The sequence below is a fragment of the Bradyrhizobium sp. WD16 genome, assembly GCF_024181725.1.
Lineage (GTDB): Bacteria > Pseudomonadota > Alphaproteobacteria > Rhizobiales > Xanthobacteraceae > Bradyrhizobium_A.
Window position 1 is genome coordinate 1,946,561 of sequence record NZ_CP028908.1, and the last position, 24,933, is coordinate 1,971,493.

The 24,933-nt window shown below is 64.4% G+C and carries 24 protein-coding genes, 1 tRNA gene and 1 pseudogene; 5 read left to right on the top strand and 21 right to left on the bottom strand.

The features are described 5' to 3' along the window. Nucleotides 1-33 precede the first annotated feature (33 nt). Both DB459_RS09000 and DB459_RS09005 read right to left on the bottom strand, forming a co-directional pair. The gene (locus DB459_RS09000; RefSeq protein ID WP_253712524.1) at nucleotides 34-849 is read right to left on the bottom strand and encodes an exodeoxyribonuclease III; all 816 of its coding nucleotides are present in this window, start codon (nucleotides 847-849) and stop codon (nucleotides 34-36) included. 81 nt (nucleotides 850-930) lie between these two features. Then, nucleotides 931-1,680, bottom strand: a complete 750-nt coding sequence (locus DB459_RS09005; RefSeq protein ID WP_253712525.1) for an outer membrane lipoprotein carrier protein LolA — start codon at nucleotides 1,678-1,680, stop codon at nucleotides 931-933. Between DB459_RS09005 and DB459_RS09010 the strand changes: the two genes are divergently transcribed. Beyond that, a complete protein-coding gene (locus tag DB459_RS09010) occupies nucleotides 1,679-1,882 on the top strand; it encodes a hypothetical protein (protein WP_253712526.1) in 204 nt (67 codons plus the stop codon). The genes DB459_RS09005 and DB459_RS09010 overlap by 2 nt on opposite strands. Nucleotides 1,883-1,987: 105 nt before the next feature. Here DB459_RS09010 and DB459_RS09015 read toward each other — a convergent pair whose 3' ends face one another. The 9 genes from DB459_RS09015 to tesB form a co-directional block, all read right to left on the bottom strand. Next, on the bottom strand, nucleotides 1,988-4,468 hold the full coding sequence (locus DB459_RS09015) for a DNA translocase FtsK 4TM domain-containing protein (RefSeq protein ID WP_253712527.1): 2,481 nt from the start codon (nucleotides 4,466-4,468) through the stop codon (nucleotides 1,988-1,990). Between the two features lie 5 nt (nucleotides 4,469-4,473). Further along, nucleotides 4,474-5,679 (bottom strand): aminotransferase class I/II-fold pyridoxal phosphate-dependent enzyme, encoded by a 1,206-nt coding sequence (locus DB459_RS09020; protein WP_253712528.1) that lies wholly within the window; start codon nucleotides 5,677-5,679, stop codon nucleotides 4,474-4,476. Nucleotides 5,680-5,835: 156 nt separating this feature from the next. Next, nucleotides 5,836-6,738 carry a DUF3658 domain-containing protein gene (locus DB459_RS09025; RefSeq protein WP_253712529.1) on the bottom strand — a complete coding sequence of 301 codons (903 nt, stop codon included), beginning with the start codon at nucleotides 6,736-6,738 and terminating at the stop codon, nucleotides 5,836-5,838. Beyond that, entirely contained in the window at nucleotides 6,735-7,616 is an 882-nt protein-coding gene (locus DB459_RS09030; protein ID WP_253712530.1) for a DUF3658 domain-containing protein, read from the bottom strand. The genes DB459_RS09025 and DB459_RS09030 overlap by 4 nt, the downstream gene beginning before the upstream one ends. A 225-nt stretch (nucleotides 7,617-7,841) precedes the next feature. Beyond that, entirely contained in the window at nucleotides 7,842-9,281 is a 1,440-nt protein-coding gene (locus tag DB459_RS09035) for an ammonium transporter (protein WP_253712531.1), read from the bottom strand. A gap of 36 nt (nucleotides 9,282-9,317) precedes the next feature. Then, nucleotides 9,318-9,656, bottom strand: a complete 339-nt coding sequence (locus DB459_RS09040) for a P-II family nitrogen regulator (protein WP_253712532.1) — start codon at nucleotides 9,654-9,656, stop codon at nucleotides 9,318-9,320. A gap of 357 nt (nucleotides 9,657-10,013) precedes the next feature. Beyond that, nucleotides 10,014-11,330, bottom strand: a complete 1,317-nt coding sequence (locus tag DB459_RS09045) for an ammonium transporter (protein ID WP_371926897.1) — start codon at nucleotides 11,328-11,330, stop codon at nucleotides 10,014-10,016. Between the two features lie 67 nt (nucleotides 11,331-11,397). Continuing rightward, nucleotides 11,398-11,736 (bottom strand): P-II family nitrogen regulator, encoded by a 339-nt coding sequence (locus DB459_RS09050; protein WP_253712533.1) that lies wholly within the window; start codon nucleotides 11,734-11,736, stop codon nucleotides 11,398-11,400. 194 nt (nucleotides 11,737-11,930) lie between these two features. Then, a complete protein-coding gene (gene tesB, locus DB459_RS09055; protein WP_253712534.1) occupies nucleotides 11,931-12,791 on the bottom strand; it encodes an acyl-CoA thioesterase II in 861 nt (286 codons plus the stop codon). 202 nt (nucleotides 12,792-12,993) lie between these two features. Here tesB and DB459_RS09060 point away from each other — a divergent pair, with 202 nt between their 5' ends. After that, entirely contained in the window at nucleotides 12,994-14,250 is a 1,257-nt protein-coding gene (locus tag DB459_RS09060; RefSeq protein WP_253712535.1) for a ubiquinone biosynthesis hydroxylase, read from the top strand. Between the two features lie 44 nt (nucleotides 14,251-14,294). Here the strand turns inward: DB459_RS09060 and DB459_RS09065 are convergent, their stop codons facing one another. From DB459_RS09065 to trxA, 3 genes are all read right to left on the bottom strand, one after another. Then, nucleotides 14,295-14,489: a Trm112 family protein gene (locus DB459_RS09065; RefSeq protein ID WP_253712536.1), complete on the bottom strand. Its 195-nt coding sequence runs from the start codon at nucleotides 14,487-14,489 to the stop codon at nucleotides 14,295-14,297. An 80-nt stretch (nucleotides 14,490-14,569) separates the two neighbouring features. After that, nucleotides 14,570-15,244 carry an LON peptidase substrate-binding domain-containing protein gene (locus DB459_RS09070; RefSeq protein WP_253712537.1) on the bottom strand — a complete coding sequence of 225 codons (675 nt, stop codon included), beginning with the start codon at nucleotides 15,242-15,244 and terminating at the stop codon, nucleotides 14,570-14,572. 41 nt (nucleotides 15,245-15,285) lie between these two features. Next, the gene (gene trxA / locus DB459_RS09075; protein ID WP_253712538.1) at nucleotides 15,286-16,188 is read right to left on the bottom strand and encodes a thioredoxin; all 903 of its coding nucleotides are present in this window, start codon (nucleotides 16,186-16,188) and stop codon (nucleotides 15,286-15,288) included. A gap of 522 nt (nucleotides 16,189-16,710) precedes the next feature. On the opposite strand from trxA, the gene DB459_RS09080 reads away from it, so the two are divergent. The 3 genes and pseudogenes from DB459_RS09080 to DB459_RS09090 form a co-directional block, all read left to right on the top strand. Continuing rightward, nucleotides 16,711-16,785 (top strand) — tRNA-Gly (locus tag DB459_RS09080). Nucleotides 16,786-16,882: 97 nt separating this feature from the next. Beyond that, complete coding sequence (locus tag DB459_RS09085) at nucleotides 16,883-17,359, top strand: DUF6653 family protein (protein ID WP_253712539.1); 477 nt, start codon at nucleotides 16,883-16,885, stop codon at nucleotides 17,357-17,359. A gap of 228 nt (nucleotides 17,360-17,587) precedes the next feature. Continuing rightward, nucleotides 17,588-17,961: pseudogene (locus DB459_RS09090) on the top strand (IS3 family transposase); the annotation flags it as partial. Here the strand turns inward: DB459_RS09090 and DB459_RS09095 are convergent. The 7 genes from DB459_RS09095 to DB459_RS09125 form a co-directional block, all read right to left on the bottom strand. Beyond that, on the bottom strand, nucleotides 17,939-18,607 hold the full coding sequence (locus tag DB459_RS09095) for a GntR family transcriptional regulator (RefSeq protein WP_253712540.1): 669 nt from the start codon (nucleotides 18,605-18,607) through the stop codon (nucleotides 17,939-17,941). The pseudogene DB459_RS09090 and the gene DB459_RS09095 overlap by 23 nt on opposite strands. Before the next feature lie 311 nt (nucleotides 18,608-18,918). Continuing rightward, nucleotides 18,919-19,881 carry a dihydrodipicolinate synthase family protein gene (locus DB459_RS09100; protein ID WP_253713488.1) on the bottom strand — a complete coding sequence of 321 codons (963 nt, stop codon included), beginning with the start codon at nucleotides 19,879-19,881 and terminating at the stop codon, nucleotides 18,919-18,921. Between the two features lie 67 nt (nucleotides 19,882-19,948). Beyond that, entirely contained in the window at nucleotides 19,949-21,004 is a 1,056-nt protein-coding gene (locus tag DB459_RS09105) for a branched-chain amino acid ABC transporter permease (protein WP_371926898.1), read from the bottom strand. A gap of 11 nt (nucleotides 21,005-21,015) precedes the next feature. Next, nucleotides 21,016-21,921, bottom strand: coding sequence for a branched-chain amino acid ABC transporter permease (locus DB459_RS09110; RefSeq protein ID WP_253712541.1), 906 nt, complete (start codon nucleotides 21,919-21,921; stop codon nucleotides 21,016-21,018). Nucleotides 21,922-22,009: 88 nt separating this feature from the next. Then, entirely contained in the window at nucleotides 22,010-23,236 is a 1,227-nt protein-coding gene (locus tag DB459_RS09115; RefSeq protein ID WP_253712542.1) for an ABC transporter substrate-binding protein, read from the bottom strand. Between the two features lie 25 nt (nucleotides 23,237-23,261). Beyond that, entirely contained in the window at nucleotides 23,262-23,972 is a 711-nt protein-coding gene (locus DB459_RS09120; RefSeq protein ID WP_253712543.1) for an ABC transporter ATP-binding protein, read from the bottom strand. Then, nucleotides 23,965-24,717 (bottom strand): ABC transporter ATP-binding protein, encoded by a 753-nt coding sequence (locus tag DB459_RS09125; protein WP_253712544.1) that lies wholly within the window; start codon nucleotides 24,715-24,717, stop codon nucleotides 23,965-23,967. The genes DB459_RS09120 and DB459_RS09125 overlap by 8 nt, the downstream gene beginning before the upstream one ends. Nucleotides 24,718-24,933: the final 216 nt, after the last annotated feature.

The following is a 24,933-nucleotide window of genomic DNA, read 5'->3' on the forward strand; positions in this document are numbered from 1 at the left end:
CGCTCGGCCGGGCTGATTGTCCGGCCGCCTGGCTCAGACCTCGATCACTGCGGTCACCGGAACGTGGTCGGAAGGGCGCTCCCAGCCGCGTGCGGCGCGGGTGATGGTGAGGTCGCTGACGGCAGCGCCGAGCGCAGGCGAGACCCAGATATGGTCGAGGCGGCGGCCGCGATCGGCTGCGGCCCAGTCAGCGGCCCGGTAGCTCCACCAGGTATAGATTTTCTCGGCGGCCGCGGTGCGTTGGCGCGCCACGTCGATCCATTGCCCGCGCGACTGCACGGCCAGCAGCTTGTCGCATTCGATCGGCGTATGCGAAACGACCTTGAGCATCTGCTTGTGCGACCAGACGTCGTGCTCATGGGGTGCGACGTTGAGATCGCCGACCAGGATGTGGCGATCATCCGGCATCGGATGGAGCGGATCGCAGGCCTTCATCTCGTCGAGGAACGACAGCTTGTGCGCGAATTTCTCGTTGACGGTCGGATCGGGAACGTCGCCGCCGGCGGGGACATAGAAATTGTGCAGCACCACTGGCGCCTTGAGGCCGGCGGCGGCGCCGAATGATACCGAGATGTGGCGGCTGTCGACCTTGTCGCAGAACGTGCGGATGTCGCTGGAGTCGAAGGGAATGCGCGAGACCACGGCGACGCCGTGATAGCCCTTCTGGCCATTGAGCGCGATGTGCTCATAGCCCAGCCGTCGCAGTTGTTTCAGGGGAAAGGCGTCGTCCGGACATTTCGTTTCCTGCAGGCAGAGCACGTCGGGGCGCGTCGCCTTGAGGAATTTGGCCACGAGATCGATGCGCAGCCGCACCGAGTTGATATTCCAGGTGGTGAGAGTGAAGCGCATGACGTCCGCAGCGGCGAGCCCGCGCCATATGCAGCGTTGGAGTCGGGCAAAGCAGGGAAGGGCGAAGGACCGGCCAAGCGGCTACTGGGAGCTGCCGTTGCGGTACTGGTCGACAGCATAATCGATCTTGAACAGGCCGGGGTCGATTTTCTTGCTGCTGTCGAGATTGTAGATCGCGATCGTGGTGTCGTAGCCCTGCGGATCGGTGATGGTCCACTGCTTGAGCTGGTTGTCCTTGGCGCCCAGCATCAGCATCAGCCGGCTGGTGCCGACCAGCGGCTGCTTCTCCTCGATGGTGACCGTGATGTAGAGGTCGTCGGACGTGACGCCAACGACATTGGTGTCGCGCATCAGGTCGAGCCGGTCCGAGAGCAGGAACCGCAGGGGCGTCTGCGACAGAGGATAGAGATCCTGGGTGGCGAGCTTGGTATCGCGCACCACCACCGAGGCGCCGTCGGCGACGATGGCAATCGGGCTCGGCGGATCATATTCGAAGCGTACCTTGCCCGGCTTCTGGATATAGAAGGTGCCGGTCGAGCGTGAACCGTCCGGGCCGACCTGAACGAAGTTGCCTGACAAATTCTGCAGCGATGACAGATAGGCGCTGATCTTTGCCGCCTGGGCGCGTTGGTTGGCGTCGAAGGTGGTGAAAATGCTGGCGGGCGCCCGGTTGCGCGGATCCGGGATGATCGGGGTCGGCGGTGTCTGGGAATTGGCAGGGACCGAGGCCACCGGGCGCAGCTCCGGCGTCACAACCCGCCCGGCATCGCGCGATTTCGGCGCTGGACGCGGCAGCGGGATGGCCTGGGCCATGGCAGAGGGAACCAGCATGCCGGCGACGAGCGTCGTGGCCAGCAGCAGTGCTCCGCAGCGCAGCCGCGGCTGGCGCGATCGCGCCAACACCCGATTCGGCAATGAACTCAAGCGCAAGGAACTGAGCAAGGACTTGATCCGTCGGTTTCCAGAATGCTGCGGCAACGGCCGCTACGGCGATGCGGCCGGTCCGGCGCGCGCTTCGGCTCGCGGACAGTAGCCAATTTCGCCGATTGCGCCAGTGTGGTGTTCAGGGTTCCACCTATCCCCCCGCTGTGGCGAATTCGCGGCCCGAGCCCTGGTGAAACGGTCGTCGCCATGGGCCTCAGAAGCGCTCTTCTTCCTCGCCGACCAGGATCTCGCGCTTGCCGGCGTGATTGGCGGCCCCGACGATGCCCTCCTGTTCCATGCGTTCCATCAGTGAGGCAGCGCGGTTGTAGCCGATCTGCAACCGCCGCTGGATGTAGCTGGTCGAGGCCTTGCGGTCGCGCTTGACGATCTGAACGGCCTGCTGGAACAAATCGTTGCCTTCGCCGCCGCCCATGCCGGTGGCGTCGAATACCGCTCCGTCCTCGTCGGTCTCCTCCTCGGCGGTGACCTCCTCGAGATACTCCGGCGAGCCTTGGGTCTTGAGGTGACGCACCACCTTCTCGACCTCCTCGTCGGAGACGAAGGGGCCATGGACGCGGCTGATGCGGCCGCCGCCGGCCATGTAGAGCATGTCGCCCTGGCCGAGCAGCTGTTCGGCGCCCATCTCGCCGAGAATGGTGCGGCTGTCGATTTTCGACGTGACCTGGAAGGAGATGCGGGTCGGGAAATTGGCTTTGATGGTGCCGGTGATGACGTCGACTGACGGACGTTGCGTCGCCAGGACGACATGCAGGCCGGCGGCGCGCGCCATCTGTGCCAGCCGCTGCACCGTGCCTTCGATCTCCTTGCCCGCTACCATCATCAGGTCGGCCATTTCGTCGACGATCACGACGATATAGGGCAGCGGGTCGAGGGCGAGCTTCTCTTCCTCGTAGATCGCCTTGCCGGTCTCCTTGTCGAAGCCGGTGTGCACCGTGCGCGTGATCTCCTCGCCGCTGGTCCGGGCTTCGGCGAGGCGGTTGTTGTAGCCGTCGATGTTGCGAACCCCGAGCTTCGCCATGTTCTTGTAGCGCTGCTCCATCTCGCGGACCGCCCATTTGAGCGCGACCACCGCCTTTTTCGGATCGGTGACCACCGGGGTCAGCAGATGCGGGATACCGTCATAGACCGAGAGTTCGAGCATCTTCGGATCGACCATGATCAGTCGGCACTGGTCGGGCCGCAGCCGGTAGACCAGGCTGAGGATCATGGTGTTGATGGCGACCGATTTGCCCGAGCCGGTGGTGCCGGCGATCAGGAGATGCGGCATGCGGGCAAGGTCGACGATCACCGGATCGCCGCCGATATTCTTGCCGAGGCACAGCGGCAGCTTGGCCGAAGACTCGGCAGTCTCCTTGGTGGCGAGCAATTCGCGCAGCAGAACCTTTTCGCGGTGTTGGTTCGGCAGCTCGATGCCGATGGCGTTGCGTCCCGGCACCACGGCGACGCGGGCCGACAGCGCGCTCATGGAACGGGCGATGTCGTCGGCGAGGCCGATCACCCGCGATGATTTGATGCCGGGCGCGGGCTCGAGTTCGTAGAGCGTCACCACCGGGCCGGGATGGGCCTTGGTGATCTCGCCGCGGACCCCGAAGTCCTGCAGCACGCCTTCCAGGGCCTGCGAATTGGCCTGCAACTCGGCATTGCTGAGGGTCTTGCGGTCGGAAGCCTTGGACGCCGTGAGCAGCGCCAGCGCCGGCAGCGCGAAGGCCGCTGACGCTTTCCGGACCGGCTGTTTAGGCTGGCGTTTGCGGGCGGCTCGCGGCGGCGGCGCCTCTTCCTCATCAGCCTTCTCGTCCGCCCCGTCGTCGTCGAGGCCGACGGTCTCTGCCGGCTCGTCGTCCTCGTCATGCTCGGGTGCGATCGGCGGGCTGCTGCGCTCGGCGGAGAGCCGCGGCTCGCGGCGCTGGAAGGTTGCTGCGGCGCGCGGCGCTTCGCGGCTGGCGACGAAGAGGCCGTAGAGGCGTCGCAGGCCGAGCCACACTTGCGTCTTGAGGCTCAGCAGGCCGTGAACCAGCCAGCCGAGCGAAACGGAGCGGCGCTCGTCCTCGTCATCGCAGGCGGCATCATCGTCGTCCTCGTCGAAACTGGCAAACGCGTCCGCGTCGCGGGCGCCGAGCCCGCAGGCAAACAGAAAAGCCACGACGGTCGCGGCCAGCAGCAGGCTGCCCAGCGTCAGGCGGTAGATCAGTCCCGGGGGTCCGAAAATCACCGCGGGGGCCCGCAGCAGCGCGTCACCGACCACGCCGCCAAGGCCGGTCGGCAGCGGCCAGGCCGCCGAGCGCGGGAAGCAGCTGAAGAAACCCGCCGCCAAGGCGGCAGCGATGATCCAGCTGCCGAGCCTCAGCGGTTCGCGGTCGAAGGGGCGATGGGTGATCATGCGCCAGCCCCAGACCGCGATCGGCAACACCAGCATGGTTGCGCCGAGACCGGTAATCTGCATCAGCAGATCGGCGCCGATCGCGCCGGGATACCCCATCAGATTGCGGATCGGACCGGCGGTGGCATGGCTGAGGCTGGGGTCCTGCACCGACCAGGTTGTCAGTGCGGCGCCGATGACGCCGGCGAGGCCGACGAGGCCGAGTCCGGCGAGTTCGCGCAGGCGGCGCGCCAGCATCTCCCGGATCGGGTCCGGAAGCTGGCTGACCAAAGGAATGACACGTTCGATTGCCGCCATGCCCTTCAAACCTCACGTCCGCCGTTGCCGCCGAGCGCGTCCACGATGCGGTGAAGCGCCTCCGCGGTGGTCTCGCTGTCCTGCACCAGAGCGACGCGGATATAGCCCGCGCCCGGATTGCTGCCGTCGCTTTGCCGCCGCGCCAGATAACTGCCGGGAACGACCCGCACGCCGCCTTCGGTAAACAGCCGCACCGTCACCGCCTCATCGCCGCCATGGGCGGAGACGTCGAGCCACAGGCAGAAGCCGCCGGCCGGGCGGCGATAGCCGAAACGCGTGCCGAGGATCTGGTCGGCGAGATCGAACTTGGTGCGGTAGCGTGCACGGTTATCCTCGACATGTGCCTCGTCGTCATAGGCGGCGACGGCGACGTGCTGCAGCGGTACCGGCACCGTCGGCGCGGCGACGTTGCGCAACTCATGCAGTTGGGTGAGGAAACGGCGGTCGCCGGCGACGAAGCCGACACGCATGCCCGGCAGGTTCGAGCGCTTGGACAGCGACTGGAAGACTGCGACATTGGCGAAATCCGCGCCGGCATGTTCGAGCATGCTGCCCGGAGCCTGTCGCGTGTAGATTTCCGAGTAGCATTCATCGCTCAGGACGACGAAGCCATAGCGATCGGCGAGCATCTTCAGCCGGCGGAAATAGTCGGGCGAGGCGACGGCGCCCTGAGGGTTGGCCGGCGAGGCGATGTAGAATGCGGCCGTACGCGCCAGTGTTGCTTCGTCGATGGCGTCGAGATCGGGCAGGAAGCCGGTCTCCGGCGGGGCGGGCAGCAGCACGCGTTCGCAGCCCGCGGCGTCGGCGCCGGCGGCATAGGCCGGGTAGAACGGGTTGGGCAGCAGGATTGCCGGCCGGCCCGGACGCGGACCGGCGAAGCGGGCGGCGGCGATCGCGGCGAAGAATAGGCCCTCGCGGCTGCCCGACAGCACCAGCACTTCGCCGTCCGGATCGAGCGGTCGCGGCAGGTCGAAGCGCCGGCCGATCCAGCCGGCGGCGGCGCGGCGGAACGGCTCGATGCCCCTGGCGATGGGATAGCGGGAGAATTCGGCGGTGTGGCGCGCCAGCACCTCGCCAACGAAGTCCGGCATCGGATGCTGCGGTTCGCCCAGCGACAGATTGATCAGCGGCCGGCGCGGCGTGAGCCCGCTCAGCAGGTCGGCGAGCCGGGCGAAGGGCGAACGCTCGCTGTCTGGGGCGGGTGATATCATCTTGAAAACGCCAGCACTTCTGATCCCGACCGGGCGCGGTCGGACAGTTTGGATCAAATCACCATAGATGCGGCGAGGTTAAGACGCGATTAACCATCGGTCTGCGATAGGGCCAGGGATAGAGACGAGCCGGCCGATGCTCGACACCGGGCCAGCTCAAACGAGCCCGGGCGAGCTCGACCGACCATGCACCCGAGGCGGCGGCAGGCGGATGTCGCAGAATCGCATGGCGAAGACATCCTCGCCGAGCATCTCGAGCTGTCCGGCCTTCACCAGCGCGTGCAGCCGGGCGGCCAGCACCATCTCGTTGGGCGGATGGACGGCTTCCTCCTCGACGCCTTCGAGCAGGCACCCACCGACCACTCTGGCGACCTTGCGCCAGGCGGGCTTGCATTGGGCGAGGAGGCCGGCGTCGAAGGTGGTGATGGGAGCGGATTGCAGTCCTTCCGGGCCGATGATGCGGAACGGCGCATTCTCTGCTCGCAGCTGCGCCCAACGGGTGGTCCAGCAATGGCGCAGTTCGTCCGCCAGCGGCTTCGCTTCTGCGAGCAGTTCCAGCACCCTGAATTCCTCCGGCATCAGGGCAGTCAATCCGAGGGCATGGTAAGGCTTGCGGTCACGAGGTTGCGGCGTCGCCAGCACCTCGGTGAAGTCGACGATCTCGCATGGCCTCTCGCCCGCGCGCCGGAGCCACTCCATGACGCCGGCGACATTGCGTGGCGAGCGGCGGGTCAGCCACAGCACGATCCTGTTCGCGGGATCGAGAGCGGCCGTCCAGAACGCGGTTTCGTCGGCTGGTCTGGCGTACCAGGGATGATAGTGGAAGCGATCCTCCCGGCTCGGCAACGGCTCATCGGGCGTCGGAGGCCAGCCTTCGAAATCGAGCGCCTCGGCAATCCAGTTGATCCGCCGCAGGTAGTCCGGCGGTTCGATGGGGCCGATGCTGAGATCGTCGTCGTGGCAGACAACCGCATCGCTCCGGCCACACGCTTCCAGGGCCTCGGTCAGCGTCTGCGAATCTCCGCGGCAGAAGGCCACGTGCAGGGTGGCGGCGGTCACGGCCGGATTTCCGCCGCATCGGCTGACGGCAATTGCAGCTCGCAGGCGCCCGGTGCAAAGCAGCTCCTGCCTAGCATCTCCAGACGACCATCCTTGACCATGGCCTGCAGCCGGGCGGTCAGCACAAGGAAGTCGGGCGGCCGGACATCGCGTTTTCCGAGATCATCGATGGTCCGGTGGACCAGCATTGCAACTTTCTGGGAGCGATATTTGCAGCCTGCGAGCAAAGACTGATCGAATTCGCTGATCGGCGCCGATTGCAGGCCGTCAGGACCGACGATCCGCAAAGGTGCATTCTCGCTCCGCAACCGCTGCCAGCGCTGGCCCCAGGCCGTGCGGAGTTCGTCGCTCAGCGGCACCGCGCAGTCCAGCAGATCGAAAACCTTGTACCGGTCCAGATCCAGAAGATCGAAGACGTGACGTTTCGTCTTGGCGTAGGGGCTTTGCCTGATGTGGAGCTCTGTGAAATCGATGATTTCGCAAGGGCGCCCGCCGGCGCGCCGTAGCCATTCCATCGCACCGCAGAGGTGCCGCGCCGAGCGCTGCGTCAGCCATAGGACGACGCGGGCATAGGGGGCCAGCGCCATCAGCCAGAAGGCCGTCTCGGCGTCGCGGTCGCCGCTCCAGGGATGCTGGCCGAAGCGCTCCTGGCGACTCTGAAAAGATCTGTCGGAATCTGCGTACCAGCCAGTGAAATCGAAGCTCTGGGCCAGCCAATCGATGCGCCGGTCGTAATCGGGGCTGTCGATCGGACCAAAGCTCAGGTCGTCGTCGAAGCAGGCGATCGCGTTCGTGAGGCCGGCATAATCGAAGACGTCGCGCAGCATCCCCTTGTCTTGACGGTCAAAGACCACATGGAGAGCACCGTCATTGGCCATCAAATCAACTCCGATTGAAAATCATTCGGTCTGCAATCAGAGAGCACTCTATCAACAGCGAGAACAAAAAGGAAACAAAATCCGACCATCAAGATGACCCTGAAAAAGTGAAGGGCCCCAGCTTGCGCTGGGGCCCTTCGACGGAGGGGGCATTGCCGGGTTAGTGCCCCAACCGTTGTTGGGGCGCGCCGCCGCGGTAAGGGCCGGGGCCGGCGCGCGATCCGCTTACATGTTGTAGGCGCGCTCGGTGTGCTCGGTGACGTCGAGGCCTTCGCGCTCCTTCTCGACATTGACTCGCAGGCCGACGATCACATCGACCACCTTGTAGAGGATCGCCGAGACGACACCCGACCACACCAGCGTGGTGAGGACGGCCTTGGCCTGGGCGATCATCTGGGTGGCGAAGTCGTAGTCGCCGATCTTGCCGGCCACGTAGTCCATCACGCCGGTGCCGCCGAGAGCCGGGTTCACCAGGATGCCGGTGCCCAGCGCGCCGACGATGCCGCCGATGCAGTGGACGCCGAAGACGTCGAGGGAGTCGTCATAGCCGAGCGCGTTCTTCACGACGGTGCAGAAGAACAGGCAGACGATGCCGACGACGAGGCCGAGCACCAGGGCGCCCATCGGGCCGGAATAGCCGGCCGCCGGGGTGACCGCGACGAGACCCGCAACCGCGCCGGACAGCGCGCCGAGGAGCGAGGGGTGACCCTTGACGATCCACTCCGCGAACATCCAGGCGAGCGCCGCAGCCGCGGTGGCGAGGAACGAGTTGGTCATCGCCAGGGCGGCACCGCCCGAGGCCTCGAGGTTGGAGCCGGCGTTGAAGCCGAACCAGCCGACCCAGAGCAGCGAAGCGCCGATCATGGTCATGGTGAGCGAGTGCGGGGCCATCAGATCCTTGCCGTAGCCGGTGCGCTTGCCGATCAGCAGGGCGCCGACCAGGCCGGCGATGCCGGCGTTGATGTGCACCACGGTGCCGCCGGCGAAGTCCAGCGCGCCCCACAGGAAGACCTGGCCGGCATCGGCCATGACTTCGTCAAGCTTGGCCTGCGCCGCCGCCTTGGCATCGGGCGCCGCCGCGGCGAGAGCCTTGGCTGCGTCGGTGATGGCGTCCGGACCGGCCCAGTACCAGACCATGTGGGCGATCGGGAAATAGACGATGGTGACCCACAGCGGGATGAACAGCGCCACGGCGGCGAACTTCATGCGCTCGGCGAAGGCGCCGACGATGAGCGCCGGAGTGATCGCCGCAAAGGTCATCTGGAAGCAGAAATAGACGAGCTCCGAGATGTTCGCGCCGGCGGTGAAGGTGGCCGCCATCGAGTCCGGCGTGATGCCGATCATGAAGGCCTTGGAGAGGCCGCCGAGATAGGGCGAGCCACCGGTGAAGGCGAGGCTGTAGCCGTAGACCGCCCACAACACGCAGACGATGCAGACGGTGTAGAACACCTGGGCCAGCACCGAGAGCATGTTCTTGGAGCGAACCAGGCCGCCGTAGAACAGGGCGAGACCCGGGATGGTCATCAGCAGCACCAGCACGGTCGAGGTCATCATCCAGGCGTTGTCGCCCTTGTTGACCGTCGGTTCGGCATGGGCGGCAGTGGCGGCGAGAAGGCCGACAGCGAGCGCAGCAAGTCCCGCTCTTGTGGGACGCTTGAACGTCATATGTTTAACTCCTGATTGAAATGAAAGAGCGTGAGATCACAGCGCGGCGGCGTCGGCCTCGCCGGTGCGGATGCGAACCGCATGGTCGAGGTTGATGACGAAGATCTTGCCGTCGCCGATCTGGCCGGTCTTGGCTGCACCGGTGATGGCTTCGATGGTCTTGTCGACCTGGTCCGAGGCAACAGCGACTTCGAGCTTGATCTTGGGCAGGAAGCTGACGGCGTATTCGGCCCCGCGATAGATTTCGGTATGGCCCTTCTGGCGGCCATAACCCTTCACTTCGGTGACCGTCAGACCGTGAACGCCAATGGCGGTCAGGGCGTCACGGACCTCTTCCAGCTTGAATGGCTTGATAATGGCCATAACAATTTTCATGGGTTCATTTCCCCGCTTGGGCCCGGCCGAGGCTGACCGGGCGGACTCGATTGCTGATGTCGCCGCGCGAAGACACTCCACGGGCACAGCCGCGCCCTTAGAATCAAATGCCGTGCCAACCGGGCGGCACTGCCTAACGGTCTCTGAATGTGGAGTTTTTTGCATTGCAGCGGATGCGCCGGCAGGTGCGCTAAACGGTCGCGCCTAAAACATCATCACGATTGCCCGTTAGACGAGCAAAACAGACAATCGACACAATTTTGCATAGGGAAGAAGCAGGTGCGGCCATTCAACCGCGCCCGGAGCGGGCGAACTGCCCGCGAAAGCGACTCTGTGAGTGCGGAGGGAGGCGTGCGCCTACTGCAGCGCCTCGCCATGCTGGGTGATGTCGAGTCCCTCGAGCTCCTGATCGGCGGAGACCCGAAGCGGCACCAGGGCGTCGATCGCCTTGAGCAGGACGAAGGTCATGCCGCCCGTCCAGGCAAAGGTGACGGCCACCCCGTAGAGCTGGCTCAGCAACAGGCGCGAATTGCCCTCGATCAGGCCGGCGCTGCCGCCGATGGCGGAACTGGCGAAGACGCCGAGCAGCAGGGTGCCGAGCAACCCGCCGATGCCATGGATGCCGAAGACGTCGAGGGAGTCGTCATAATTGAAGCGCTGCTTCAGGCTGGTGCAGGACCAGAAGCAGACGCCGCCGGCGATCACGCCGATGACGATACCGTGCCAGGGCGCAACGAAGCCCGATGCGGGAGTGATGGTGCCGAGGCCAGCCACCGCGCCGGAGATCATGCCGAGCACCGAGGGCTTGCGGCGGGTCAGCCATTCGATCGCAGTCCATGTCAGGGCACCGGCACAGGCGGCGAGATGGGTGGCGAAGATCGCCATCACCGCCCGCGAGCCGGCCTGCAGGGCGGAGCCGCCGTTGAAGCCGAACCAGCCCACCCAGAGCAGGCCGGTGCCGATGATCGCCAGCGTCAGATCGAAGGGCGCGAGGTTCTCCGCGCCGTAACCCCGGCGCCGTCCCATCACCAGAGCGGCGACGAGTCCGGCGGTGCCGGCGCTCAGATGGACCACGAGGCCGCCGGCGAAATCGAGCACGCCGGCTTCGGCGAGGAAGCCACCGCCCCAGATCCAATGGGCGAGCGGAACGTAGACGAGGGTGAACCAGCACACCGAAAAAGCGAGATAGGCGGAGAAGCGAAGGCGGTCGGCCACCGCGCCCGCGACCAGCGCCACCGTGATGACAGCGAAAGTCATCTGGTAAAGTGCGAACAGTGCTTCGGGAATGGTTTTGGCGAGCGGATTGGCGCCGTCGATCTCGAGGCCGGCGAGCAGGCTGCGATCGAGCGAGCCGATCCACGCGCCGTCGCCGACGAAGGCAAGGCTGTAGCCGTAGATCACCCACAAGATGGAGATTAGCGCCACCGCGGCCAGCGACTGCGCCATGGTCGCCAGCACGTTCTTCTTGCGCACCATGCCGGCGTAGAACAGCGCGAGGCCAGGGATCGTCATCATCAGCACCAGCGCGCTCGCGACGATCATCCAGCCGGTGTCAGCGGGGCTGATGGCGTTGGCCGGCGCCACCGGCTGGGCCGCGGCGGGAAGCGCGATGGCGATTGATGCCACGGCGGCGAGAGCAGCGGTGATGGCGCTGCGGCCGGTCGGATTGGTCATGGAATGGTCCCCAGCAGCTGACCGGCAGCCGGCGATTGCGGCCCCGGATCGCCCCCTCGAAAGAGCTTCAGAGCGCGTCGGCGTCGGTTTCGCCGGTGCGGATGCGCAGGGCGTGGTCGAGCGGCGTGACGAAGATCTTGCCGTCGCCGATCTGGCCCGTCCTGGCGCCGGCGGTGATGGCCTCGACAGCCTTGTCGGCGAGCTCGGTCGCGACCGCGATCTCGATACGCAGCTTGGGCAGGAAATTCACGACGTATTCGGCGCCGCGATAGATCTCGGTGTGACCCTTTTGGCGGCCATAACCCTTGACCTCGGTCACCGTCATGCCGTGGACGCCGATCCCGGTCAGCGCCTGACGGACCTCGTCGAGCTTGAATGGCTTGATGATGGCGACAACGAGTTTCATGAACGGCGGCCTTCCTGATTTATCCCTGACTCCCGCGCGACCGCCGCGGCTCAGGGCCATCGCGCGCGCAGGCAGCACCATGCCGCATTTAGCGGCACAGATTTCGGCAAATAAGCAGGTTTGCTGCCTTCGATAAAGGCTGTCCGCAGAATTTTACGGCAGCCTGACGTGGCGTTATGGCGGCGCGGGCGACCTCAGCGCTTCTCGCGCAAGGAGCCTTCCTGGGCCACCGAGGCGACCAGAGTGCCGTCGGGTTTGAAGATCGAGCCGCGGGCGAGGCCACGGCCGTTGCGGGCATTGGGGCTGTCCTGGCTGTAGAGCAGCCATTCGTCGGCCCGGAAGGGGCGGTGAAACCACATGGCGTGGTCGAGGCTCGCGGCCATGACGCGGCCGTCGAACAGGGTGCGGCCGTAGCGCGACATCACCGAATCGAGCAGCGAGAAGTCGGAGGCGTAGGCGAGGGCGCATTGGTGCAGCGCCGGGTCGTCCGGCAGCTTGGCCGCGGTTCGGATCCAGATATTGATGCGGCCGGAGGGGATCTTCTCGCCGAAATAGCGCTGATATTCCACCGGACGAAGTTCGATCGGCCGATCGGATGCATAGTAGCGTTTGATGAATTCCGGCATGCCGTCCATGATCGGTGCCTTCATCAGCTCTTCCGGCGTCAGCTCGTCGGCATGGGGCACCTTCGGCATCTCGTCCTGGTGGTCGAATGCCCCTTCCTCCTCGGCATGGAAGGACACCATCATCGAAAAGATCACCTGGCCGTGCTGGATGGCCGAGACGCGCCGCGTCGCATAGCTCTTGCCGTCGCGCAGCTGCTCCACCTGATAGATGATCGGAATCTGCGGATCGCCCGGCAGGATGAAATAGCAGTGCAGCGAATGCGGCATGCGGCCTTCCACCGTGCGGCAGGAGGCGACCAGCGCCTGCCCGATCACCTGGCCGCCGAACACCCGCTGCCAGCGGGTGCGCGGGCTGCGGCCGCGAAACAGGTTTACCTCGAGCGGTTCGAGATCGAGAATTTCGATCAGGTCAATCAGGCTCTTCGACATCGATCCTCCGGACCTCTCAGGCGCCGGTTCAGGGGCCGTTCCGCTTCGCACGGCGATGCGCTAAAACCCGATCGGCGATTTTGCAACGCGGCAAGTGAGCTGCCGAACCATGTTGCCCAAGTGGTGTTTGCCCAAGCAATGTTGCCCAAATCATGTGCCTAACGCCGGTTGGGGAGCAAGGGCGAGAATTGAAAGTCCCGTCATGACCGCAAGCGAGCCCATTCCTCCGGGAAAAACCAAGGCAATCCCGCGGGGTATTGTCATCGCCGGCGGCGCCTTTGCCGGTCTCGGCCTCGCCCTGGCACTGCGCCAGGGCCTGGGTTCGGAGCTGCCGATTACTGTGGCGGACCCGGCGCTGGCGGTCCGGCCGAGCCGCGATCCGCGGGCCTCGGCCATCGTCGCCGCCTGCCGGCGGCTGTTCGAAATCCTGGGGGTCTGGGGTGAGGTCGCCGACGGCGCACAGCCGATCGTCGACATGGTGGTCACCGACAGCCGTCTCGAAGACGCCATGCGGCCGGTCTTTCTCACCTTCGGCGGCGATGTCGAGCCGGGCGAACCCTTTGCCCATATGGTGGAAAACCGCAGGCTGATCGACGTCCTGGTGGCGCGGGCGGAAGCCGCCGGCGTCGCCTTGAAGGCAACGACGGTGACCGATTTCGCCGCGAGGCCCGAGGCGATCACCGTCTCGCTGGGCGACGGCAGCACCATGGAGGCGAGCCTTCTCGTCGCCGCCGACGGCGCCCGTTCGCGCTTGCGCGAGCGGGCCGGAATCGCCACCCACGGCTGGGACTATGATCAGTCCGGCATCGTCGTCACCGTCGCCCACGAGCGCGACCATGAAGGACGGGCCGAGGAGCATTTTCTGCCGCCTGGCCCCTTTGCGATCCTGCCCCTGAAGGGGCGGCGCTCCTCCCTGGTCTGGACCGAGAGCCGGGTGGATGCGGCCCGTCTCGTTGCCCTGCCGGCCGAGGACTTTCATCGCGAGCTCGAGCAGCGTTTCGGCCTCAAGCTCGGCGAGATCACCGTGCTCGATGAGCCGCGCGCCTTTCCGCTCGGCTATTTCGTCGCCCGCGAATTCGTCGGTCCGCGGCTCGCGCTGGTCGGCGATGCCGCCCATCAGATTCACCCGATCGCCGGCCAGGGTCTCAATCTCGGACTGAAGGATGTGGCGGCGCTCGCCGAATGCATCGTCGACGCCGCGCGGCTCGGCATCGACCCCGGTCAGGCCGACGTGCTCGATCGCTATCAGCGCTGGCGGCGCTTCGACACGGTGGCCATGGGTATCGCGACCAATTCGCTGAACGCCCTGTTCTCCAACCGCTCGACGCTGCTGCGCGGCGTCCGCGATCTCGGCCTCGGCCTCGTCGACCGTCTGCCGCCGCTCAAGAGCGCCTTCGTCCGCCAGGCGGCGGGTCTCGCCGGCGAAGTGCCGCGGTTGTTGCGCGGGGAGGCGTTATAGGCTTCACAGCGCGGGAGTCGTGTTGCGGCTGCGCCCGGTCCGGCTCAATCGATCTTGCGCGCCTCTTCCGGCAACATGATCGGAATGCCGTCGCGGATCGGATAGGCGAGATGCGCCGCGCGCGAGATCAGCTCCTGTCGCTGAGCGTCATATTCCAGGCGGCCTTTGGTCACCGGGCAGACCAGGATATCGAGAAGCTTGGGATCGACGCTGTCGGGGCGCGGCGGAGGGGTGGTCATGACGAATGCCTCAGGAAACGTGGTGGTCGCGGGTTGCCGATAATAATCGTCGGCTTGCGGGAGTATTCCTCGGATCAGGCCTACTGCAAGGGCGGATCGCCGCTGGTCTTTTTCTTGGCGAGATCCATTTCGGTCACGGCGATCAGGATCTCGGCGCGGGTCTTGAGATCGCGGGCCTCCAGCAGCGCCTGTTTCTCGGCGACGCCATAGGGCGACATCATCGCCAGCGCGTTGACCAGTGCCTCGTTGGGGGCCGAATCGATGCCTTCCCAGTCCACCTTGAGTCGGTTGGCCTTGAGGAACTGGCGCAGCGCGACCAACAGGCCTTCGCGGTCGACCTCCTCCTCGCCCTTGCGGGCGGTGAAATCGTCGATGAATTCGTCGTAGGCGACGCGGCATTGCCGATAGGGCGTCGTCACCGCGATTTCGTCGATCACCTTGAAGCGCGACACCCCGGTGAGCTCGAGGATGTAGCGCCCGTCGCCGGATTCGGCGAGCTGGGTGATGCGGCCGATGCAGCCGACCTGAAACAGCGCGGGGTGTTCGCTGCCCGGGGAATGCACCTCATCGGGCTGGATCATGCCGATCAGGCGGTGCCCATCGCGCAGCGCGTCGTCGACCATGGCGAGGTAACGCGGTTCGAAGATGTTCAAAGGCATCTGGCCGCGCGGCAGCAGCAGCGCGCCGGACAACGGAAATACCGGAATGACTTTGGGAAGGTCGATCGGCCCGCGATATTCCACATTGATCGGCATCGGCTGGTCCTTCGGACTGGAACGTCGCGGGCGTGTCTTCCTCAGGCGAACAGGATCGAGGACAGCCGGCGGCGGCCCTCGACCGTTGCCTCGTCGGCCGGCCCCCAGGCCTCGAACAACTGGACGAGCTGCTTGCGTGCGCCGTCGTCGTTCCATTTGCGGTCGCGCCGCACGATCTCGAGCAGATGGTCGGTCGCCTCGGCGCGCTTGCCGGCGGCGTTGAGCGCGGTGGCGAGGTCGAACCGGACCTGGTGGTCGAGCGGATCGGCGGCGACTTTGCGCTCCAGTTCGGCGACGGGGCCCACCGCCTGGGCCTGGTCGGCAAGGTCGAGTATCGCCTGCACGGCCTTGACCGCGGCGTCTTCGCGCCTGGCTTCCGGCACCAGAGCCAGGGTCTTGCGCGCCTGTTCGGTGGCGCCGGTCTCGGCATAGCAGCGCGCCAGCCCGGCGATCGCCTTGATGTTCGCGGCATCGTCGCGCAGCACCTCGGCATAGATCGCCGCCGCGGTGGAGGGGTCGCCGGCACCGAGTGCGGCATCCGCCTCGGCGAGCAATTCGTCAGGGCCGCCCGGGGCGCCCTTGGTCAGGCGATTGATGAAGGCGGCGATCTGGCCCTCGGGCTGCGCGCCCATGAAGCCGTCGGCGGGCTGGCCGTTGACGAAGGCGATCACGGCCGGGATCGACTGGATGCCCATCTGGCCGGGAATCGCCGGATGTTCGTCGATGTTCATCTTGACCAGCTTGACCTTGCCCTTGGCATCGCGCACCGCCTTCTCAAGGATCGGCGTCAGCTGTTTGCATGGGCCGCACCACGGGGCCCAGAAGTCGATAAGGACGGGCTGAAGCTTCGATTCCTCAATGACGTCCTTCACGAAGGTCTGGGTGGTGGTGTCCTTGATGAGATTGGCCGCTTGCGCGTCGCCGCCCTGGTCGATGATGGTCACGTGGTCCTCGCTTCGCGCCGCGCCAGCCTAGCGAAATGCACCGGCCGGCAGTCCGACATGTCTTGGGCAATCAATTCGTTAGGCAATCAATGCGATTGCCGGGCCTTGAAGTCTTTCGAGAGAGTCTGTTCCGGACTGTCCGTTCCGTCGCGCCGTGTCCTGCTACCGTGATTGCATCAGCGCCGATCGCATCAGCAACGCGGCACCGATGACGTCCCGGGGCGCGGCCGGGAAGCGTCCCTTCCTAGTGTGGCGTCTCGCAATTGCCTATGCCCTTTGCGGCAAGTCCCTGTAGGCAATTGCGAGACATAAGCCACACTAGCACAGCTTCTGGCGTTACATGGCGGGCAGGTCGGGGATTTTCAATCGGGGCGGAACCGGCCGGCCGCGTCCGCGGGCCGCCGGACAGGCCCCTCCCCGGGCTGTCCGCGACAAAAAAATTAAACCCGTCCATGGCTGTTGCATTGTTGGGCGGCATTTGGCATAGGACTGCCCGGCGGCCGCTACGGCCGGCACTGTGATGCGGGTGTAGCTCAGGGGTAGAGCACAACCTTGCCAAGGTTGGGGTCGAGGGTTCGAATCCCTTCGCCCGCTCCAGTTCTCGCTCTTACCAGTCGATCAATGCCTCTCGAACTGCGAGGGGCTGGCTTGTCGGTCTGATGGCAGCGGTTTTTCAAGCCATGCTCTTCAATTCATGACAGCTCTGGACGGCATCGCGCGTCTGTTTCGCATGACGGACGAGGCTTGGCGCCGCCATGCCAATCCCTGGAGCGTCTGGACGCGTTTTGCCGCGATCCCGGCCATGATCCTCGCCATCTGGAGCCGGGTCTGGATTGGCTGGTGGGCGCTCGTGCCTGTGGCCCTCGTCATTCTCTGGCTCTTCCTCAATCCGCATGTCTTTGCCCCAGTGACGGAGCCGTCGAGCTGGACTGCGAAGGGGATCTTCGGTGAGAAACTCTGGCTGCAGGATCGCGCGCGGCTGCCCGGCCATGATCGTGTCCTTCTGCGCTGGCTGGTCATCCCGGTGCTCTGCGGCGCTGTGCTGCTGCTGTTCGGCCTCGTCCAGCTGCGGATCTGGCCGACGCTGTCCGGTGCGGCTCTGATCGTGATCGCCCAGCTCTGGCGCATCGACCGTCTCGGGCGGTTTTACGAACGGGTGAATGGCAGCTAGTGTCCCGGTTCTAACGTTCGTATCACTTTGCAGCGAGCGCTCGTACGAACGTTAGAACCAAATGGACACTAGCATGGCTATGATTCTAGTGTGGTTTTGGATCTGATGCGCGTACGGAGAATTCGCTGCAACGCTGATACGAGCGTCAGATCACACTAGACCGCGCCCGCACGATCAGTATGTCCCGTACAGGCGATTGAGGTCGGCTAGCTCGCCGACCCCGCACTGAAGCGGCCGAAGGGCCGCGTGCTGGTGCATTCGGACCAGGGGAGCCAATTCACGAGCACGGAGCGGGCTTCGTTCCTGAAACACCACAATCTGGACCTTCGATGAGCCGTCGCGGCAAATGCCAATGACAACGCCGTGGCCGAGAGCTTCCTCAACCTACTCATGCGCGAACGCATCCGCCGCAAGGTTACCGCACGCGGGATGAAGCACGCCAGGACGTGTTCGATTACATCGAGATGTTCTACAACCCCACCCGGAAGCACGCGCGGAACGGGATGCTGTCGCCAATCGAGTTCGAACGGCAGCACAAAGCAAAGCCGAAGGCGTCTAGAAAACTCGGGGCGGCTCAGTTCAGGCTTTGCGCACGCTCATGAGAAAGTGGATCAACGATTGCCCCGCGCCAAGTATGTGCTGACGCGTCAGTTCGGCCGCGCGATCAGCATCACCCGCAATGCAGGCGTCAAGCATCCCCTGGTGTTCACGGCGGGCGCGATCCATGCCGTTGGTCAATGTCAACTGCAGCCGTTGATATCGCTCGATCCGATCGAGTGCCGAATTGACCACCTGCAGATAATAGGGACGCTGGCAATCTCGATATAGCATGTAGTGAAATTGCCGATTGAGCATGCCCCACTTCTTCGGGTCAGCTTCACTACCAAAGCGCCGGCAATAATCGCTGGCCTGCTCGAGAGAGTATCGGGTGGCAGAGTGGACAGAGTGTCGAACGACCTCAGGCTCGATCAATGAGCGGAACTCGAAAATCTCCTTGATCTCGTCAAGGGATAGAGAGGCGACAATGGAGCCACGATAGCGCTGGGTGGTAACCAGCCCCTGTTCCTCCAGCCGTGTCAGGGCCTCCCGCACCGGTATGCGGCTGACATTGAACATTTTGGCAATGTTATCCTGCCGCAGAACTGCGCCCTCAGCGAGGCTGCCATCAGTGATCGCTTCACGCAGAGAGTCGAAGATCAAGTCGGCTGGCGAAGCCAGCTGGGCAAGGTCTTGGGTCTTGATCTGCATAAGTGCTCTCGGCTTCGTATGGAGGCGATTCTTCGCGCAGTACAACCTTCCAATCCCCTGCAAATGCAGCCGCGATGGCGGTTCGTGCTTTGCATATGTATTGATCATCCCACGGCAATCTCTAGCCGCTGCTGCTCTAGCAGGGCGTGAAAACGCGCACAACACGCCGCAAAGCCGTGAACCGCAATGCCCTCGCCACAGCGGAACACGGCCCGACCGCGGGAGGCCTGCCCGTCCAAGGCGCGCGTAGAGCGGCAGCGCGCCTTGGAGTCACAGGCCGGCCCGGTCTTCGCCCGAGGCCGAATAGATGCTCAGATCCGGTATTTTTGCACCGTACCCGGCAGCTTCGACCAGGAAGCATACCAAGTTTCGAACTGGGCCAGTTGCGCCTCCACATAGCCGCGCTGGCTGGCCGACAGAGCGTCGGTCTCGTTGAAGTGCAAGGTGTATTCGGCATCTCCCTTGAGCACCATCATGTGCTTGAAATAGAGGACCAGATCCGAGCCCTCGTCGAAGGAGCAGATCACGCCCATGGCCGCTTCGAGCTCAAGCGCCCGGGCGCGGGCCTCAACGTCGCCCGCGGCCGCAGCCCGGCACAAGGCCAGGAGGTGCAGCACTTCCTTGGGGAGCACGCAGCCGATGCCGGTGATCGCGCCCGAGGCGCCGCAATTGACGAAGCCATGGAACACTGCGGTGTCCACGCCCACCATCAACGTCACGTCCTTGTCGCGGCTGGTGATGTGCTCCGCAGCGTAGCGAAGATCCGCCGCGCCGCCGAACTCCTTGAAGCCGACGAGGCTGGGATGCTCCTCGCGCAGGGCGAAGAAAAGATCGGCGCGAGTGGCAAAGCCGTAATAGGGGCTGTTGTAGATCACCGCCGGCAAATCGGGGGCGGCCGAGAGGATGGCCTTGAAATGCGCCCGCTGCGCCGCCGGCGATGTGCCGCGCGACAGCACGCGGGGGATCACCATCAGGCCCTTGGCTCCCACTTCGCGGGCATGGGTGGCGTGGGCGACGGCAGAGGCGGTGTTGACCGCGCCGGTGCCGACGATCACTGGAACGCCAGCTTGCGTGAGGCGCTGCACGCCTTCCATCCGCTGGGCATCGGTGAGCAGCGGCCAATCGCCCATGGAGCCGCAATACACGACGGCGGACATGCCGGCGGCGATGAGCTGCTGCGCCTTCTTCACCAGGGCATCGAAATCCGGCGTGCGGTCGGCTTTGCAGGGGGTCATCAGTGCCGGGACGCAGCCGGAAAAAATATTCGCAGTCATAGAACACTCCTTGGGTATGTAGTTCGGGCGCTTGGGGCGGTAGCCCGTCCTTGGGCCGTCGCGATATTCAGGCACGGCCGATCTTGCGTTCGCTCCTTGGCGGCGACGCCGGGCGCCGCGGCCTGTGGTGATCCCGCGGGGGAGGCGTCGCCGTCCTTCCGCTTGCGGGCGGAGGCACGGTTCCGCTCCGTCTGGCGATGAATTCCCCCACCAGCCCCCGCCGGAAGAACGACACGCACAGGACGAAGACGAGGCCGATGACGACGCTCACCAGATCGCCGATGGTGGCGAGATAGTTCTGCAGTCCGACCACCAGTGCAGCGCCCACCAGTGGGCCGAAGATGGTGCCGAGACCGCCCAGCAGCGTCATCAGCACCACCTCGGTCGATGTATGCAGCGAGACGTCGTTGAGCGAGACCAACTGAAACACCAGCGCCTTCATCACCCCCGCCAGGCCGGCGATCGCGGCAGACAAGACAAAGGCCACCAGCTTGAAATGATCCACTTCATAGCCCAGCGAGGTCGCGCGCTGATCGTTGTCGCGCAGCGCCTGTAGCACCTTGCCGAAGGGCGAATGGATGATGCGGTGAACGAAGACGAAGCCAGCGACGAACAGCACGAGGGTGAAGTAATAGATCGCCGTGTCGTTCTGGAGATCGATCCCGAACAGAGTGCCGCGTGGGATGCCCTGCATGCCGTCCTCGCCGCCGGTCCATCTGAACTGCAACGCCAGGAAGTAGACGATCTGCGACAGGGCGAGGGTGATCATCGCGAAGTAAATGCCGCGCCGCCGGATGGCCAGCCCGCCGATCACCAGCCCGAGTCCGGCAGCGGTCGCCACGCCGGCGATGATCGCCAGCGGCAGGCCGAACCAGTATTGGCCCATGCGCACCATCACGGCGCCGCAGACATATCCCGCACCGCCGAGAAAAGCAGCGTGGGCAAAGGACACGAGCCCGGTATAGCCCAGAAGAAGATTGAAGGCGCAGGCGAACAGCGCATAGCACATCACCTTCATCACGAAGACCGGATAGATGATCCACGGAACAAAGGGAACGATCGCCAGCGCGGCGACGATCACCACGAAGTAGCGCATGGCCGGGGTATGGAATAGAGCGGACATGAGCGGGCCTTTCAGCTTTCGCGACCGAACAGGCCGGCCGGGCGCAAGATCAGCATGATGGCCATGATGACGAACACGACGACGGTGGAGGCTTCGGGGTAGATGACCTTCGTCAGTCCCTCGATCAGCCCCAGAGACAGGCCGGTTACCATCGCCCCGAGGATCGATCCCAGGCCGCCGATCACCACCACCGCGAACACGACATTGAGCAGGTTTCCGCCCATCAGCGGCGTCACCTGCATGATGGGAGCGGCCAGCACGCCCGCCAGCCCTGCAAGGCCGACGCCGAAGCCGTAAGCCAATGTGACGATGACCGGTACATTGAGGCCGAAGGCCTGCAGCAGCTTGGGGTTTTCCGTGCCGGCACGCAGATAGGCGCCTAGCTTGGTCTTCTCGAACAGCCACCACGTGAAGAAGCAGACCACCAGTGAGGCCACCACCACGAAGGCGCGATACTTCGGCAGCATCATGAAGCCGATGTCGATGGGGCCCCGCAGCAGCGGCGGCGGCTCATAGCCTTGGCCGGATGCGCCGAATGCATAGCGGAAGCCGCCTTCTAGCATCAAGGCTATACCAAAGGTGAGAAGAAGGCCGTAGAGATGATCGAGGTGATACAGGCGCCGCAACAGCAGGCGCTCGATGGCCATGCCGAAGAGGGCGACGATGACGGGGGCGATCACCAGCGCCGCCCAGAAGCCGAAGGAAAAGCCGGGCTGATCGAGCCAGCGCGCCAGTTGGTCGAGGCCGATCCAGGCGATGAAGGCGGCCATCATGAACTGGGCGCCATGGGTGAAATTGATGATGTTCAAGAGGCCGAAGATGATCGCCAGTCCCATGCTGAGCATGGCGTAGAAGCAGCCGTTAATCAGTCCGACCGTCAGCTGGGCGAGGACGGCCTGGATTGGCAAATCAAACATGGTTCACCCGGAGGCGGCCAGGCCGCGAGAGAGAAAGGCGTATTGGGAGAGCCGCGGCGCCGGAGGGCCAGCGCTGCGGCGTCGCGCGTCACTGCACGAGAGGGCAGGCGGCGCTGGGCTTGGGGAAGACGTCGTCGCCCTTAAGGACGGCCTTGACGTTGTAGAAGTCCCAATCGCGCTTTGATTCCGAAGGCGTCTTGACCTGGAGCAGCAGCATGTCGTGCACGAGCGCGCCATCCACGCGTAGCTTGCCGTTGCGGATCACCGCATCGTCGATGGTCATGCTGCGCAACTGGTTCATCACCGCCTTGGCTTCATCGGTGCCGATGGCCTGGATCGCTTTGAGATAGGACAGGGTCGCTGAATAGACCGCCGCCTGCGAGGCGCTCGGCATCTTGCCGGTCTTGGCGAAGAATTTTTCCGCAAAGGCACGGGAGCGATCGTCAAAATCCCAATAGAAGGCTTCCGTCAGATACATGCCCTGAGCCTTTTCTAGGCCGAGGCTCTTGACGTCATTGATATAGGCCAGAAGCGGGGCGATGACTTGCTTGTCGTTGCGGCCAATGCCGTACTCGGCCGCCTGCTTGATGGCATTGATGGTGTCGGAGCCGGCATTGGCGAGCCCGATCACCTGGGCGCCCGACGCCTGGGCCTTCAGCATGTAAGAAGAGAAGTCGCCGCCGGGGAAGGGGTGGCGCGAATTCCCGAGCACCTTGCCGCCGGATGCCGTGACCATGTCACTGGCATCTTTCTCAAGCGAATGCCCGAAAGTATAGTCCGCGGTCACGAAGTACCAGGTCTTGCGGCCCTCGGCGAGCAGCGCCTTGGCCGTGCCAGCCGCCAGAGCGTAGGTGTCGACCATCCACTGGGCATTGACCGGCGAGCATTTGTCGGTGATCGCGGCCATGGCGACACCGGCAGACAGCATGGTCACCCGGTTCTTCTGCTTGGCAATCTCCATCACGGCCAAAGCGGTCGAAGAGGTGGGGAAGTCGGCGATCATGTCGACCTTGCCCTGGTCGAACCATTCACGGGCGAGGTTGGCGGCAATATCGGGCTTGTTCTGGTGATCGGCAGCGATCAGCTCGATGGGCGCACCCGCCACCTTGCCGCCCATCTCGTCGATGGCGATCTGTGCCGCCACCGACGATCCGCGTCCGGTGAAATCGGAATAGATGCCCGACAGATCGTTCATGATGCCGATCTTGACGATGCCGTCACTGATCTTCGCGGGATCGGCTGACTGGGCCAGCACCGGGGAACCGAGGAGCGCCAGAGCGGTCCCCAACATCGCAACTCGAACGGCGGTCTTCATGGAATACCCTTCTAATTGGCGCCCGCTAAAGTCCGAGCAGTTGGTTTAATTCGTCTTCGCGCTTGGTGAGTTCGTGCGCAGCGACCTCGGTTGCGACGCGTCCGTTCTCGATCACGTAGTTCCGATCGGCAATCGTGCGTGCGAAATGAAAGTTCTGCTCGACCAGCAGGATGGTGAAGCCCTTGGCCTTGAGGGCGGCGATCGCTGCACCCAGCGTCTCGACGATGACAGGGGCCAGGCCCTCGGTGATCTCGTCCAGCAGCAGGAAGCGCGCGCCGGTGGTCAGGATGCGGGCCAGCGCGAGCATCTGCTGCTCGCCGCCCGAAAGCTGGCCACCGTAGCTGCCCGCGCGCTCGGCCAGATTGGGGAACATCGCGTAGATTTCGTCCAGGGACATTCCATCGGGCGCCAGGCGCGGCAGCAGTGTGAGGTTTTCCGTCGTCGTCAGCGTCTTGTAGATGCCCCGTTCTTCCGGGCAGTAGCCGATGCCCAGCCGTGCGATCTTGTGCGGGGGCATGCGCACAGTCTCGCGGCCGTTAACGAGGATTGAACCCGTACGGCGCCCGATGAGGCCCAGGATCGACTTCAAGGTCGACGTGCGGCCGGCGCCATTGCGGCCGAGCAAGGTGACACATTCGCCGGCGCGGATCTCAAGATCGATGCCGTGGAGAACATGGGATTCAGCGTACCAGCCGTTCAGGCTGCGTATGACGAGGGGGATGCTGGCGTCAGCCATGAGCGCCTCCCATGTAAGCAGCGCGCACCGCCGGGTTCGCTGCAACTTCGTCGTAGCTTCCCTCAGTGAGAACCTCACCGTGCTGAAGCACGGTGATGGTGCTGCAGATGTCGGAAACAACGGACATGTTGTGCTCCACCATGAGGATGGTGCGCCCTTCGGCGATCTTGCGGATCAGGCGTTTGATGCGGTCCACATCATCGATGCCCATGCCCTGGGTGGGCTCGTCCAGCAGAAGCATCTTTGGTTCGAGCGCCAGGGTGGTGGCGATTTCCAGCGTGCGCTTGCGGCCGTAGGGCAGATCCGCCGCCCGGGCCTCCGCATAATCGGAAAGCCCAACGTCGCTGAGCAGCGCCCGCGCCCTATCGTTCAGCTGATCAAGAATCTGTTCGGACTTCCAGAACTGGAAGGAGACGCCGAGCTTGCGCTGCAGCGCGATGCGCACGTTCTCGAGCGCGCTCATGTGCGGGAAAGTCGCGGATATCTGGAAGGATCGCACCATGCCCCGGCGTGCGGTCACGGCCGGGCGCTCGAAAGTAATGTCCACGCCTTCGTAAGAAATGCGTCCGCTGGTTGGTAGATGAAACTTTGTAAGTAGATTGAAAACCGTTGTCTTGCCCGCGCCATTCGCGCCTATCAGCGCGTGAATCGCGCCCCGCCTTACGGAGAGATCGACGCTCCGAACAGCCGTAAATCCGCCAAAGACCTTGGTTAATCCTTCAGTCTTCAAGACAATTTCGTCCACGTTGCGCCCACATTGCAGTTAGAGCAGAGGGTGATGCACGCTTCGTCCGTCCGAGGTGGCACCATGCGGGCGAGACGCAAAATCCCGACGTTTCAAGGCGGGGCCGATCCATTCGCAATAGCTTAATTAGCAAGCTACCGAAATTGGATCCAATATTCAATAATTGATTTTGCGCGACACGTCACGCAGTTTGGCTTCTGGTGCCTGGTGGTGCCG